The organism is Rhodococcus zopfii NBRC 100606 = JCM 9919 (assembly GCF_001895025.1).
Classification (GTDB): Bacteria; Actinomycetota; Actinomycetes; order Mycobacteriales; family Mycobacteriaceae; genus Rhodococcus; species Rhodococcus zopfii.
The window spans coordinates 12,425-26,175 of sequence record NZ_BCXI01000027.1 but is presented as its reverse complement, the minus strand read 5'-3'; the positions used below and the strand labels follow the sequence as shown (position 1 = coordinate 26,175).

Genomic DNA, 13,751 nt, shown 5'->3' with positions numbered 1-13,751 from the left:
CGGTCACGCCTGCCGGTGCAGGATGTGGAGCATGGCGTCGCGCAGTGCGGTCACCGGGTCGTCCGCCAAACGGTGTGCTCGCCAGCCGATGTGAGTGTCCGGCCGGACCAGGACCGCCCCGTCCTCCGCCACCTCCCGCAGCCTGCCCCAGTCGAAGTACAGGTCCTGTACCGGCTCGCCGGCTCCGATCACGATCGGGACCACGTCGACGCCGAGTTCCTCCGAGACCTTCGCCGCCGCGCCGGCCCACGCCCGGCCGGTCTTGCCGGTGAGGAGAGTGAACTGCGTGTACTGCGCCAGATCGTGTGTCGACATCCTGCTCGTCGAATCACCCACCCAGCAATGTGGCAGGCGCACACCGGGATACGTGTGCGGCTCGTAGTAGAGTTCCGGATCCCGAGCGGGGATGGGCAGGGCGCTCCCGTCCCCGGCCACCGCGGGGGAACCGGCGTAGTTCTGCCCCAGTTCCACGCCGAGGGCGTTGAACTCGTAGTTCTTGAGTTCCATCGCCGCCGCGAGCGCCTGCCGCTTGGCGGCGCCTGCGGGTGTGTCGGCCCGGAGTTCGGCGAGCTCGGCTTGCATGTGTTCGATCGTCGTTGCCCGGGTCGTGCCGAGGGCTTCGAAGATTCCCACGAATTCACGACTGGACTTGTTGGCCCGCCTGACGATCTGCTCGGCGACAGGGACACGTTCGACGGAGTAGGTCTCGAGCAGTCCCGGACCGGCGCGACCTTCCAGCACGGCAGCGATCTTCCAGGCGAGGTTGTAGGAGTCCTGGATGGAGGTGTTGGAGCCGAGACCGTTGCTCGGCGGGTGACGGTGGGCGGCGTCACCGGCGATGAAGACCCGGCGGGTCTGCATGTGCGTGGCGTACATCTCGTTGTTGCCCCACAGCGAGTAGCCCGTGATCTCCACGTCGATGTCGTCGCGACCGATCATGGTGCGGACGATCTCCCGGGCGCGGTCGTCGTTCATCTCCGGTGCCGGCAGCTCGATGTCGTAACCCCACACGGCGAGCCATTCGTTCCAGGGGCGCACCATGCGGACGAGTCCGGCGCCGATGCCGCCGACATCCGAGCCGGGCTGCACCACCCAGTACAGCACCGAGGGGCGGTGCGCGACGAGGTCGGTGAGGTCGGCGCGGAACGTGATGTTCATCGAACCGGCAATGTCCATCCGGCCCTCGAACGGCAGCTGGAGGGCGGCTGCGATCGTGGAGCGGGCGCCGTCCGCCCCGATCATGTACTTGGCCCGGATATCGAACTCGCGGCCGTCGAGCCGATCGAGAACCCGGACGGTGACCCCGTCGGCGTCCTCGGAATGCGAGAGGTACTCGGTCGAGAACCGCGTCTGCGTACCACGGACCGTGGCGTTCTTCACGAGGATCGGCTCGAGGTGCGTCTGCGGGATGTCGCAGTTGAGGGACGGCGAGGCGAGCACGTAGTCGGCCTCGCGGGCGGGGTGGGTACCCCACGACAGGATCCGCCCGAGTTCCTCACCGGCCAGGGCGGTGCAGAACACGGTGTCGCCGATGATGTCGTGGGGGGACGCCTCCGCAAGGACCTGCTGTTCGATGCCCACGTCACGGAAGATCTCCATCGTCCGCTGATTGGTGATGTGGGCGCGTGGCGTGTTGGCGGTCCACCGGTACTTGGTGATCATGATGTTGTCGATGCCGAGGGTGGACAGGAACAGTGCGGCCGACGCCCCGGCGGGGCCGGATCCGATGACGACGACGTCGGTTTCGACGACCGGGCCGGGGGGAGGGGCGGTCTCGTCGAGACCGTCGTGGAAGACAGGCATGGGTACTCCGAAGGCAGGGTGGGCAGAAGGTGGGTGTCAGTCGTAGTAGCGGAAGATCACCTCGGCGACGCAGGCGGGCTTGTCGTCGTTCTCGATCTCGATGACGCACCGGTAGACGGCGTCGACACCACCGTCGAAGGGCAAGGTGTCGGTCAGGTGCAGGTCCAGACGCACTCGCGAGTCGACCGGAACCGCGGCGGGGAAGCGAACTCTGTTGAGGCCGTAGTTGAGTCCGACGGAGCAGAAGGATGTATCGATGGTCTGCTGGATGAGCCCGCCGATCAGCGCCAACGTGTGGTACCCGTGCGCGATGATCGATCCGAACGGGGAGGCCGCGGCGCGCTCGGCGTCGAAGTGGATCCAGTTGAAGTCGTGTGTGGCTTCACCGAATCCGCGGATGTGCTGGTGGTCCATCGTCACCCACGGACTGGAGCCCAGGTGCGTGCCGACGTGGTCGGTGAGATCGGCAGTGCTGTCGAAGACGATCATCGTTCCTCCTGGGACGGGACTGGGGCGGTCGTAGCGGCTTTCGGGCCGAGCATCTGTTGCACGCCCCGGCGGTCGAGCTTGGAGTTGGCGAGCAGCGGGATCCGGTCGCAGAACTGCACGCTCTTGGGGATCTTGTAGGAGCTGAGACGCTCGCGAAGGAACGTCTTCACGTCGTCCTCGGTCGGGGCGTGCCCGGGCGCTGGGATCGCAAGCATGTGGGCGGCTTCGCCGAGGTCGGGATCCGGCACGGCGGCCACGGCAGCGAGCTGGATGCCGGGGTGATTCTCGACGATCTGCTCGATCTCCATCGGCGAGATGTTGTAGCCGCCGGAGCGGATGAGCAGCTTCGAACGACCGGCCAGGACAAGGTTTCCCGAGTCGTCGAAGTACCCGAGATCGCCGGTGCGGAGCCAGCCCGTCGGCGTGATCGCCTCGGCTGTCTTCTCGGGTTTCCGCCAGTACCCTTGCATCAACGGGTTTCGTCGTACGAGGATCTCGCCGGGTTCGCCGGGGCGGTGTCCCGGGATCGGTTCGATCCGGATGTCGATGTCGTCGAGCGGCTTGCCGACGGTGCGGGTTGCGTCCGCAGGGGTGATGTCCCGATCGGTCATGGTGATGCACCCGACCTCCGTCATTCCGTAGGAGGCGCCGACGACGGGGATACGGGCGGCGAGGCGTTCCGCCAGGCTCACCGGCAACGGTCCGACCCACCACAACCGCTCGAGCGAGCCGAGGTCCGCGGTCTCGAACCGATCGTGTGCCATGAGCCTGTTGAGCATGGTTTGGATGACTCCCTGCCAGAGCGTGACTTTCTCCTGCTCGATCGCGGTGAGCGCGCCGCCGGCGTCGAAGCGCGGCAGCTGGACGAGGGTGCCGCCGGACAGAATCGCGGACACGACCTCGTTGCCCTGACCACCGATGTGGTCGATCGGCATGAGCGACAGGATTCGTGGCGCCTCGACGGGGGTGTGGCGCAGGAGCGCGGAGAACGTGAGGATGCCGCGATGGGTCACGACGGCGCCCTTCGCGTCCCCCGTTGTCCCGGACGTGTAGACGATCGACAGCGGGGCGTCGGGATCGACGGGCCGCGCGACGGATAGTGCGGGAACCCCTTCGAAGGGCAATGGCCCGCCCGGCTCGTCACCGAGATGAACGACGGCTTGAATGTCGTGGCGTTCCGCGGCCCGATCGACGAGGGCGCCGAACTGCGTGCCTTCGAATCGTTCCACGGTGACAAGGACGGAGGGCGTGGCGTCCGTGAGGATGTAGTCCAGTTCCTTCTCGTTCACCCGCGTTCCGATCCCGAGGAAGATTGCGCCCAGCCGGGCGCACGCAAGATAGACGGCGACGACTTCGGGGCGCGGGTACGAGAGCATGCCGACTCGGTCGCCGGCGCGCACACCCAGTGCCTCGAGACCGGCGGCAGTGCGTTCGGCCTGTTCGCGCAGTCCGCCGTAGGTGCAGCGGAACGGACCGTGCACGACAGCCTCGCGATCGGGATGGGCGGTGGCGCGACCGGTGAACACGTCCCAGAGGCTGGTGCTCGGCGTGCCGGAGGCGGGATACGGTTGATCGATCATGATGGTCCTCGGCGTGCGGCGATGGTCAGAAGCGAGTGGACGGTGAGAAGCGTTCGGCAGAACCGGATGTCACCCGGCTGTCCAGCCACATTCCCGGCCGGGCCCACCAGCGCGCGGCGAACGCCGCACCCCGTTGCACGGCCCGGTCGAGCACGGTGTTCGCCTCCATTTGGGCGAGCGCGCCACCGGCAGCATCGGCGTTGAAATGTCCTGCACGGCGGCGTGTCTCGCCCGCCGCACCGACTTGTTCCCGGGCGGCGGCGTCCCCGCCGTCGCGAGCCGCGCCGGCGAACGCCTCGATCGCGGCTTGCGCGTCGCGCACTCCGGAGTTCAATCCGCGTCCGCCGCCGAACGGTGCGAACAGGTGCGCCGCTTCACCCGCGAGGAACACACGGTTGTGTGGGTCCGTGAATCGCGCGGCGACCGCGCGATGGAATCGATAGCGCGAGACCCACGCGACGCGCTCGCGGTAGCGTTCGCCGAGAACGGCCGCGACCCAGGCGGCGGTGCCGTCGGCCGACTGGAGGGCCTCGACGTCGTCGTCTCGGCGTGCCTGGAGGTCGAGGCGCCACCCGCCCTGGAAGGGCAGGACGAGAACGTTGCGTCCTTCGACCGCCGGGTGCCGGTAGTGGAACTCCCGCACGAGGGGCAGCGGGTCGTCGGCAACCTCGTCGACGTCCACGATGACGAAGGACGCGTCGGAGCGTGGGCCTTCCATCTCTATTCCCAGTGACGTGCGTACGGCGGAGTGTGCACCATCGGCGGCGACGACGTAATCCGCATCGATCGTGCTGCCGTCGACGAGGTGGACCGAGACCTCGTCCGCGGTGGACGACACGCTGCCGACCCGGCTGTTCCACCGGATCGGAATCCCGGCCTTCTCGACGTGCTGGAGCATCGCCTGCTCCTGCAGTCGCTGCGAGATACTCGAGCCGAACGCGCCGTGGGGCGCGCGCGGAAAGGTCCGTTCGTACACGGTGCGGCCGTGGTACGTCGAACGGATGCGCGGCCAGGTCACGCCCTCGCGGGCGAGCCGCGCGCCCAGGCCGGGGGAGAAGGTGTCGAGTTGGTCCAGCGTCTCGCGGTAGAGGTAGGTCGCGCGGCTTCCGGGGCGGAGCCGGTTGCTGCCCTCGGCCTCGAGGATGGTCGTCCGGAGGCCGTGGGAGTGTGCGGCGAGGGCGGCCACGAGTCCGACGGGGCCGGCGCCGACGACCACAACGTGAGTTCGTGGCGCCGACGTCGGGTCCGGGGGAGCGGGGGATTCGGATGTCATGGCTTCGACTGTTGCCGGACCCGGATCGGTGCTCAATGGATGATTCGCCCAGTGATCGGGTCAGGTGTTGTGTGTATCGACCCGAGGCGGGGGCACGGTGAGGCGGCAGAGGAGTTGCGCGGTCGTGACCCGTTGACAGGGTGCCGGTTGGTGGATAGCGTTCGTTGGAACGATCGTTCTAGCCAGCTTGGAGGCGTTTTTATGGCAGAAGATCCCCGCCCCGGACTGAGGTGCCGCACTGTCTCGGCGCCGGACGATCGTGCGACTTCCGCATCGTTGCTCGGCCGGGCCTTCGAGATCCTGGGCGTGTTCACCCAGTCCCGGCGGTCGATGACGTTGAGCGAACTTGCGCGCGGAAGTGGGTTGCCCAAGTCCACGACCCACCGCCTCCTGGCCATGCTGCAGGAGGTGGGCGCCGTCGAGCGCATCGACGACCGCTATCAGGTGGGACTGCGGTTGTTCTCGGTGGGGATCTGCTCCGCCGAGGTCGAACTGCGCGATGCGGCGCTCCCGTTCCTCGAACGAATCCACCGGGCCACCAGGCAGACCGTGAATCTTGCCGTTCTGCGCGGACACGACGTGGTCTATCTGGCGAAGATGAGCGGCGGTGCAACTCCGACCCCCGCCTCGGTCGGCGGCAGGTTGCCGGCTCACGCCACGGCGGTCGGCAAAGCGCTGCTCGCTCACGCATCCGTGGACCCCGCCCGGTCGCGATCGCACCCGCTCGTCCCACGGACACCCGCGACGATCGTGCGTCCGGACGACCTGCACGCGTGCCTCGAGGGCGTCCGTCTCCGCGGGCACGCGATCGATCGCGAGGAAGCTGCGAAAGGCTTGGCATGCATAGGGGTTCCTGTCCTCGTAGGCGGGAAGGCGATTGCGGCGATCTCGGTGGCGTTTCCGAGCGGGTACGGCAGCGGCGAGCAACTCGTCTCGCCACTGCGGGAAGCGTCGGCCGCGATCGGCCGGTCGCTCGGGGTGCGTTACGCATCCGCATAGACGAGTCGAGAGGCGGGGCCGGATCCATGTCCAGCGCGGGCGCAACTTCACAGAGCAGTCGCGAGTACCTGATGAACGTCGCGGAGGAGCTGATGGCGGCTCGGGGCTATCATCGGACCTCCATCGCGGACATCCGGCGTGCATCGGGGCTTCCCGTCGGATCGATCTACCACCATTTCAAGAGCAAATCCGGCCTGCTCGCCGCGGTGATCGAGCGGGGAAGTCGGAGGTTCTTCGCCAACCTTCCTCGGGCGGTGGATATTTCAGGTTCCTCCGAGGAGGCGATGCGCGCGTACTGGTCGGCCGCGGCGGCAACCATCGCAGAGCACATCTCGTACTTCCAGCTCGAGGCGGACATTGTATGGCACGGCGCGGCCGACCCGGAACTCGCCGCCGTCGTGGCCAAGGCCACCGACTACGCGCGCGACCAGCTGGTGGAGGTCGTCGAACCGTTCGCGCGGGAGTGTGGTGTGGGGGACCCGCGCGCGCTCGCAGTCGAACTCGCCCTGACCAGTGTGACCTTCGTGCGCGGTGCCGTCATCGAATCCGGGGGGGACACCGCGTACCTCGAACGCAAGATCGGCGCACTCTATCGGATGTTGCGCGCCGACATCATTGCTCAGGGCGACGCCGGCTCGTGAGAGCGTGGGGCACGGTCGCGCGGCCCGCCTCAGTGGCCGTCCCGGCGCCCGACGACGGTGCTCAACCGCAGCGCGAGCAGCAGGAAGAACCGAGCGTCCGGGTCGTCGAGATCGACGCGGAGCAGCTTGCCGACGCGCTCGATGCGGTAGCGCAACGTGTTGACGTGCACGTGCAGTGCACGAGCTGATTCCGCCACTCGCCGGTCCTTCTCCAGATACGTCTGCAGTGTGTGCAGCAGGTCGGAGCCGTCGCGACTGTCCGCACGGAGCACGGGGGCCAACGCTTCCTCCGCCGCGGCCGCCAGAGCGTCGACACCGCCGACGTGCGCGAAGAGGCGGTACATTCCGAGCGACTCGACGGTGACCACGGTGCGTTCACGCAGTCCGTGGACGCCGACACGCAGCGCGAAACGCGCTTCCCGCACGGCCGCCGGATAGTCCTCGGCCCGGCGGCAGACCGGCCCGATGCCGACACCGAGCGCTTGGGGGCGGCACTCCTCGACAATCGCCGCGAGGTGCGTTGCGAGGGTGGATGATTCCCCGTCGCCGCGCAGCGGCCACAGCACGAACGCGTCGCCCTCGAACATGGTCAGCTGCGCGTCGGGGACCCGAGAGCGCACCCGCCGGCTCAGGGTGTCGAGCAGCGGCCGATCCACGTACCGGTCACCTCCCACGGCGACGACCGCTCGAGGGACGCCGAGGTCGAGCCCCACCAGCAGCGCCCGATGCCACAGCCGGCGCAGCTCGTCCTTCGACCCGTCCAGCAGACTGCGCACCAGGTGATCGGTGAGGCGGATCTCGGTTTCGAGGGCGGTACGGTGCCGCGCTAGGTCCATCCCGACAAGAGCAGCCAGCACGCGCGCCGAGTCGTCCTCGGTGGCCGCGGCTCCCCGCAAGGTCAGCGTGGCGTCGTCCGTTCCGGGGATGCGGAACTGCCGCACGCGCACCGTCGGGTGGCGCCCGTCGACGGTCGGGGTGCTCGGCTGCGCCCGGCCGGCGTCCGGCCCCTCGAGATGCAGCGCCCCGCCCAGCGCGGCGCCGGCGAGTTCGAGGCAGCGATCAACGCCGGCGCCGGTGAGCATCGATTCGGCCGTGGACAGGAACAGCTCCCGCTCGGCGCGGGACCGCTCGCGGTCGTCCTCGAGCCTCCGCAGGCATTGCGCGAGCCGTGCTCGTTCTGCGGCCCGCTCGCGCAGTTCCCCGGCCATCGAGGCGAGTCCGGCCAGCGCGCGCAGCTCCGTCGACTCGAACGGCCGGCGTGCGCGCGAGACCACATACAGCACGGAGCCGATGTGTCCGGCGCCGCTGACGGGCACCGCCGCCGCCGACACCAGACCCTCCCGTTCCAGTAGCTTCCGCATCCGGGGGATCGCCCGGGGATCCGCGCCGTAGTCGGGTGTCGATACCGGCCCGCCGCTGCGCAGCACCTCGCCCCCGAGCCCCCGTTCGGGCGGTATGTGGCTCAGCGCATGGGCTTCGGGTTGGCTCAGACCCGACCCGGCCACCATGTGGAGGCCGTCCACGCTGGCGTCCATCCAGAATGCCGCGTCGGCACGCGCAGTTGCGCGCACCGAGGCGAGTGTCGCGCGCACCACGTCGTCGGCGCTGTCGGCCGCGACGATGTCGCGAAGGGCAGTCAGGATATCGGTGTACTGAGTGCGCCCGGATCGTTCGACAGGCATGAGGGCGAGCATACGCCCGGCCACGGCCTCGCCCAGGCGGATTCGCGTGCCGATTCGCAATTGGATTGTCAGGAAATGCGAAGCTACATAACACTTCACGGCCTCATTGCGGATCGAGTTCCGGCGCGCGGAACAGTCGATAGACGGCGATATCCGTGCGGACATACTGTGACTCGTACAACATGCCTGCGGAGTGGGGCACATCCCAACCGCTCCGTGAAGGAGATGGCACTTTGACCCGTAACAAGCATCACGTCGTCGTCGGAGCCGGCGCGGCCGGCCTGGCCGCGGCATCGGCGATGAGAGACAACGGATTCGCCGGTCGAATCACCGTCGTCGACGCCGACCCCCACACTCCTTACGAACGCCCGCCGTTGTCGAAGGAGTACCTCTCCGACCGGAGACTGCGAGAAATCTTGGCCGAGACGGAGTATCGGCGCCTGGGCGTCGAGTTGCGCCTCGGTGTCGGGGTGCGCAGGCTGCGACCGGCGGACCGACGCATCGACACAGCTGACGGGGACGAGCTGGCCGCGGACCGGGTGCTGCTTGCCACAGGTGTGTCGGCACGACGGCTGGACGTCCCCGGGGCCGATCTCGGGAACATCCTCACCCTGCGGGATGCGGATGACGCCGCGGCCCTGACGACCCGGCTGAGCGCCGGGGGACCGCTCGTCGTCGTGGGCGGCGGTTTCGTCGGCCTCGAGATCGCCGCATCCGCATCGGAACGCGGAATCGATGTCACCGTCGTCGAACTCGGCGATCTCCCCCTTCTGGCGGCCGTCGGACCGGACATTGCCCGGCGCATCTGCCGGCTCCACACTGATCGCGGGGTGCGTATCTCGACGCGCAGGACGGTCGACGCATTCGTCGGTTCGCACGTGGTAGAGGCGGTTCGGCTGTCGACCGGGGAACGTCTCGACGCCGCAACCGTCGTCGTCGGATGCGGTGTCGTCCCCAACGACGGGCTCGCGAGACAGGCGGGCATAGCCTGTGCCGACGGCATCCCGGTCGACGAACTGGGCCGCACCAGTGACCCGTGGATCTGGGCGGCCGGCGACATCGCGGCGCACGTCAATCCCCACATGGGCCGCCGGGGGCGGATCGAACACTGGGACGTGGCCCGTCGGCACGGCGCGGCCGTCGGAGCCTCCATGGCCGGCACGGCTACCGTCAATCGTGAAATCCCCTACTTCTGGTCGCACCAGTACGCGCACACGCTGCAGATGTACGGGCGCGGACGGCCCGGCGACCGGGTGGTTGTCCGTGACTCCACCACCGGACCGGGATTTGTAGCCTTCTGGATGCGCGACGGACGTGTCGCCGCCGCAGCCGCCCTGGACGAGCCACGCGACGTGCGATCGGCAAAAGTACTGGCGGAAAACAGAAGTGCGGTCTCGGATGACGTTCTGCGGTCCGCAGGTACCGACCTGCGCCGGGTGGCCCGGCAACTGGGTCACATGGACGCCCCGCGCGATGCCGATGTCGCCGGGTGATCCGGGGCAGACGCGAACATTCTTCCCATCCAGATCCGGTCGAGCCGGGGCGCGGCTGCCGCGCACCCCGGACCGTATCTAAGCCCGTGCACAAACGCACTCAGAGAGGACGACGATGACGACGACGATGGAGACCTCGGACGTGGAGGCCGGCGGCTTCCGCATCCGTCTCAACAGGGCCGGCCCGCGCACCGGGGAGGCGATCCTGTTCCTGCACGGATCGGGACCCGGCGCAACCGGCTTGTCGAACTACGCCGCGACCGTCCCGGCATTCGCGGACGACTACGACTGTCTCGTGATCGACCAGGTTGGCTGGGGCGACTCGAGCCACCCCGCCGAGCTCCCCCCGAGCGGACGTGTCCGGCAACTCGTACTGAGCAACCTGGCGCTACTCGACGCCCTCGGTCTGGACAGGGTGCACCTCGTGGGGAACTCCCTGGGTGGGGTCGTCGCCCTGAACATGCTGACCGCCGCGCCGGAGCGGATCGGGAAGGTCGTCGGCATGGGCGCCGGTGGCGGCGGGAACACCGCTCCGACAGGGGAACTGCTCAAGCTCATCGAGTTCTACAACGACCCTTCGCTCGAGAGCATGAAGCAGCTGATTTCGTACATGCTCCACGATCCGGACCTGTTCGGCGCCGAGATCGACGCGATCGCACGGGACCGGCTCGAGACGGCGCTGCGTCCGGACGTGCGCCGATCCCACCTCCTCACCTTCGGGCTTCCCGCGCCCGGACCCGGACCCGGTCTTCCGGGCCTGCGGGTCCCGGAGACGTCGCTGCGGCGGATCGGCAACGACGTCCTACTGGTCCACGGCCGCGAGGACTCCGTGGTTCCCGCCGAGAGCAGCGAATGGCTGGCCCGGCGGATCCCCAACGCGCGTCTGCACGTTGTGCCGCACTGCGGTCATTGGGCGCAGATCGAACAGGCCGACCGATTCGTCGAGCTGAGCACGCTGTTCCTGCGCGGTCGAATCTGAGATGTCAACGAAAGGAAGTCTCGTGAGTACTGTGAATGCTCTTGCGTACCTGCGGGTGCGTGGCCCAGTCGACGAGTGGCGGGATTTCGGCACCCGCATCGTTGGAGCCCAACTCGCCTCGTCCGATGACCCGGCCGAAGCCCGCTTCCGGTTCGACGAGCGTGAGTACCGGCTGACGGTCGAGGACGGTCCCGCCGGGGAGGACGCTCTGCTCGCCCTCGGGTTCGAGACGCGGACCAGCGCGGACCTCGACGCGCTCGTGCGCCGACTGGACGAGAACTCGGTCCCAGTCTCGGAAGATGTGGATCTGGCACGCGCACGGAACGTGCAGCGGCTCATCGCCTTCGCGGATCCCGACGGCAACCCGATCGAGGTCGTGTACGGTCATCCGCACGACCACACGCCGTTCGTGTCACCGCGAGGAATCGACTTCGTCACCGGTGATCTCGGTCTCGGGCACGTGTTCCTCTTCGCGTCCGACGCACAGCGATCCGCCGAGTTCTACCAGTCGATGCTGGGCTTCCGCCCCAGCGACACCATTGCATTCGGGCCCACGAACGCGGTCTTCCTGCACTGTAATCCGCGTCATCACACCTTGGCACTCGCCACCATTCCGGGCCCCGAGCCGGGGATCGGCCATCTGATGCTCGAGCTCAGCCGCCTCGACTCCGTCGGGCGCGCGCTCGATCTGGCGATGGAGACGCCCGGACAGGTCGTGCGTGCCCTGGGGGAACACACCAACGACGCGATGACCTCGTTCTACCTGGCCACACCGTCCGGATTCGCCATCGAGTACGGGTGGAACGGCAGACTCGTGGACGACGACTCGTGGACCGTCGGTCATCACCGTTCGGCCAGCACCTGGGGCCATCAGGTCCTTGTCGACGTCCCCAGCGCCGTGGCAGTGGGAGCCGACGATGAATGACATCCATGCACTGGTCGACCCCGCCGGCGGTCGGCTCAACCCCACCATCTACACAGACCCGGGCATCTACGAACTGGAACTCGAGCGGGTGTTCGGCCGCACCTGGCTGTTCCTCGCGCATGACAGCCAGTTGCCGAAACCCGGGTCGTTCGTCCAGACCTACATGGGCGAGGATCCGGTTCTGGTCGTGCGCCAGCGAGACGGCTCGGTGAAGGCGTTCCTCAATCAGTGTCGGCATCGGGGAATGCGAATCTGTCGATCGGACGAGGGCACCAGTCGTGCGTTCACCTGCACCTACCATGGCTGGTCCTACGATCTCGAGGGCAACCTCGTCAATGTGCCGCAGCAGCAACGTGGATACCGTGACCGGATCGACAAGTCCTCTTGGGGTGCCACGAAGGTCCCTCGCATCGCGAGCTACCGGGGCTTCCACTTCGGCACCTGGTCGGAGGACGTGCCCGACTTCGTCGAGTATCTGGGCGAGATGGCCTACTACTTCGACGCGACCATCGATCGATGGGACAACGGAGTCGAGTTCGTCAAGGGCGCCGCAAAGTGGGTTATCGACTGCAACTGGAAGCTGCCGGCGGAGCAGTTCGCCAGCGACATGTATCACGCGGCGATCTCGCATTCGTCGGCGATGCTGGCCCTGCACGAGGATCCGGCCTTCCACGGCCTGCTCAACCCACCACCCGACGCGCCGGGCCGGCAGTTCGCCGGCAACGGTCACGGATCGGGCAGCTTCTGGCTCCCCGAGTTCGGCCCCGACCTACACGCAGGTCCCGAGTACAGCGCCTGGCAGACAGCCAACCGCGACGAAGTCTTCCGCCGGATCGGCGCCGATCGCGCCGTGAAGGTCTCAGGGCACAATCTGATCTTCCCGAACTTCTCCTGGCTCGGACCCGTGAACACGATACGGGTGTGGCATCCGCGCGGTCCCGGCCAGATCGAGGTGTGGGCTTGGACATTCGTACCGAAGGACGCCTCGCCGGAGGCGAAGGCGGGAATGCGGCGCGGCACCCAGCGGTCCTTCAGCCCGGCCGGGGTCTTCGAGACCGACGACGGTGAGAACTGGACCGAGGTCCAGCAGGTATTGCGAGGGTGGAAGTCGCGCAGCACCGAGTTGAACGTCCAGATGGGGATGGGATTCGAGGAACGAGACAGTCACGGCCTTCCGGGTCTGTCCAACGATGTCTACAGCGAAACCGCCGCCCGGGGGTTCTACCAGCGGTGGCTGGATCTCGTCGACGGCATGCCGTGGAACGAGATCCTCCGCCGAGCCGACGAGGCGAAGCGCTCCGAACATGCAGGGGAGAGCCGATGACCAGCGATACCCGCAGCGCCGACGAGCTGCCCGCGTCCGTCCAGTGCGCCGACGTGCATCTGCAGCACGCGGTCGAGCAGTTCCTGTACGCCGAGGCGGAACACCTCGACAACCACCGTTACTACGAGTGGCTCGATTTCTTCGGGGAGGATGTGCACTACTGGGCGCCCACCCGCATGACCCGCACGTTCCGCGAACGCGACGCCGAGATCTCCGGACCCGACGAGGGCGCGTTCATCGACGACGACTTCCACTTCCTGCGGGGCAGGGTCCGGCGGCTGACCTCGGGCCTGTCCTGGTCGGAGGAGCCCCCGTCGCGCACTCGGCGGTTGCTGACCAACGTCCGTGTCGCGCACCGCGAGGACGGCGATCTCGACGTGGTGTGCAACTTCAGTGTCTACCGCAGCCGCCTCGAGCGGCACGAAGACTGGTTCGTCGGTGAGCGCTTCGACGTGCTGCGCCACCACAGCGGCGCCCTGCCCTTCAAGATCCGCGAGCGCCGGATCGTCCTCGAGCAGACCACGATCCTCGCCCCCAGCATCAGCATCTTCCTGTGAGGTATC

Annotated in this window: 12 protein-coding genes; 7 read left to right on the top strand and 5 right to left on the bottom strand. The window is 67.8% G+C overall.

Features of this window, described 5'->3' with window-relative positions; all coding sequences use genetic code 11:
• Positions 1–3: 3 nt before the first annotated feature.
• Genes RZ1_RS16955 through RZ1_RS16940 form a run of 4 tightly spaced genes read right to left on the bottom strand, consistent with a single transcriptional unit; the run spans position 4 to position 5,145 of the window.
• Positions 4–1,803: an FAD-dependent oxidoreductase gene (locus RZ1_RS16955; RefSeq protein WP_072813681.1), complete on the bottom strand. Its 1,800-nt coding sequence runs from the start codon at positions 1,801–1,803 to the stop codon at positions 4–6.
• A gap of 36 nt (positions 1,804–1,839) precedes the next feature.
• The gene (locus RZ1_RS16950) at positions 1,840–2,292 is read right to left on the bottom strand and encodes a MaoC family dehydratase (protein ID WP_072813680.1); all 453 of its coding nucleotides are present in this window, start codon (positions 2,290–2,292) and stop codon (positions 1,840–1,842) included.
• Complete coding sequence (locus tag RZ1_RS16945; RefSeq protein ID WP_072813679.1) at positions 2,289–3,872, bottom strand: class I adenylate-forming enzyme family protein; 1,584 nt, start codon at positions 3,870–3,872, stop codon at positions 2,289–2,291. The genes RZ1_RS16950 and RZ1_RS16945 overlap by 4 nt, the downstream gene beginning before the upstream one ends.
• A 25-nt stretch (positions 3,873–3,897) precedes the next feature.
• Complete coding sequence (locus RZ1_RS16940) at positions 3,898–5,145, bottom strand: FAD-dependent monooxygenase (RefSeq protein ID WP_238071888.1); 1,248 nt, start codon at positions 5,143–5,145, stop codon at positions 3,898–3,900.
• A 201-nt stretch (positions 5,146–5,346) separates the two neighbouring features.
• Between RZ1_RS16940 and RZ1_RS16935 the strand changes: the two genes are divergently transcribed.
• Together RZ1_RS16935 and RZ1_RS16930 are read left to right on the top strand one after the other, a co-directional pair.
• Positions 5,347–6,144, top strand: a complete 798-nt coding sequence (locus tag RZ1_RS16935) for an IclR family transcriptional regulator (RefSeq protein ID WP_238071887.1) — start codon at positions 5,347–5,349, stop codon at positions 6,142–6,144.
• Between the two features lie 26 nt (positions 6,145–6,170).
• Positions 6,171–6,785, top strand: coding sequence for a TetR/AcrR family transcriptional regulator (locus RZ1_RS16930; RefSeq protein WP_072813677.1), 615 nt, complete (start codon positions 6,171–6,173; stop codon positions 6,783–6,785).
• Between the two features lie 29 nt (positions 6,786–6,814).
• Here the strand turns inward: RZ1_RS16930 and RZ1_RS16925 are convergent, their stop codons facing one another.
• The gene (locus tag RZ1_RS16925; RefSeq protein ID WP_072813752.1) at positions 6,815–8,467 is read right to left on the bottom strand and encodes a helix-turn-helix domain-containing protein; all 1,653 of its coding nucleotides are present in this window, start codon (positions 8,465–8,467) and stop codon (positions 6,815–6,817) included.
• 233 nt (positions 8,468–8,700) lie between these two features.
• On the opposite strand from RZ1_RS16925, the gene RZ1_RS16920 reads away from it, so the two are divergent.
• The 5 genes from RZ1_RS16920 to RZ1_RS16900 all read left to right on the top strand — a co-directional run bounded on the left by RZ1_RS16920 (position 8,701) and on the right by RZ1_RS16900 (position 13,745).
• On the top strand, positions 8,701–9,960 hold the full coding sequence (locus tag RZ1_RS16920) for an NAD(P)/FAD-dependent oxidoreductase (RefSeq protein WP_072813676.1): 1,260 nt from the start codon (positions 8,701–8,703) through the stop codon (positions 9,958–9,960).
• 115 nt (positions 9,961–10,075) lie between these two features.
• Positions 10,076–10,939 (top strand): alpha/beta fold hydrolase, encoded by an 864-nt coding sequence (locus RZ1_RS16915; protein ID WP_072813675.1) that lies wholly within the window; start codon positions 10,076–10,078, stop codon positions 10,937–10,939.
• 22 nt (positions 10,940–10,961) lie between these two features.
• Positions 10,962–11,864, top strand: a complete 903-nt coding sequence (locus RZ1_RS16910; protein WP_238071886.1) for a VOC family protein — start codon at positions 10,962–10,964, stop codon at positions 11,862–11,864.
• A complete protein-coding gene (locus RZ1_RS16905; protein WP_072813673.1) occupies positions 11,857–13,188 on the top strand; it encodes an aromatic ring-hydroxylating oxygenase subunit alpha in 1,332 nt (443 codons plus the stop codon). The genes RZ1_RS16910 and RZ1_RS16905 overlap by 8 nt, the downstream gene beginning before the upstream one ends.
• On the top strand, positions 13,185–13,745 hold the full coding sequence (locus tag RZ1_RS16900; RefSeq protein ID WP_072813672.1) for an aromatic-ring-hydroxylating dioxygenase subunit beta: 561 nt from the start codon (positions 13,185–13,187) through the stop codon (positions 13,743–13,745). Before RZ1_RS16905 ends, RZ1_RS16900 begins: the two co-directional genes overlap by 4 nt.
• Positions 13,746–13,751: the final 6 nt, after the last annotated feature.

Coding starts and splice junctions, on each gene's coding strand:
- RZ1_RS16955 (WP_072813681.1), bottom strand. CDS start 1,803: ATGCCTGTCTTCCACGACGGTCTCGACGAGACCGCCCCTCCCCCCGGC.
- RZ1_RS16950 (WP_072813680.1), bottom strand. CDS start 2,292: ATGATCGTCTTCGACAGCACTGCCGATCTCACCGACCACGTCGGCACG.
- RZ1_RS16945 (WP_072813679.1), bottom strand. CDS start 3,872: ATGATCGATCAACCGTATCCCGCCTCCGGCACGCCGAGCACCAGCCTC.
- RZ1_RS16940 (WP_238071888.1), bottom strand. CDS start 5,145: ATGACATCCGAATCCCCCGCTCCCCCGGACCCGACGTCGGCGCCACGA.
- RZ1_RS16935 (WP_238071887.1), top strand. CDS start 5,347: ATGGCAGAAGATCCCCGCCCCGGACTGAGGTGCCGCACTGTCTCGGCG.
- RZ1_RS16930 (WP_072813677.1), top strand. CDS start 6,171: ATGTCCAGCGCGGGCGCAACTTCACAGAGCAGTCGCGAGTACCTGATG.
- RZ1_RS16925 (WP_072813752.1), bottom strand. CDS start 8,467: ATGCCTGTCGAACGATCCGGGCGCACTCAGTACACCGATATCCTGACT.
- RZ1_RS16915 (WP_072813675.1), top strand. CDS start 10,076: ATGACGACGACGATGGAGACCTCGGACGTGGAGGCCGGCGGCTTCCGC.
- RZ1_RS16905 (WP_072813673.1), top strand. CDS start 11,857: ATGAATGACATCCATGCACTGGTCGACCCCGCCGGCGGTCGGCTCAAC.
- RZ1_RS16900 (WP_072813672.1), top strand. CDS start 13,185: ATGACCAGCGATACCCGCAGCGCCGACGAGCTGCCCGCGTCCGTCCAG.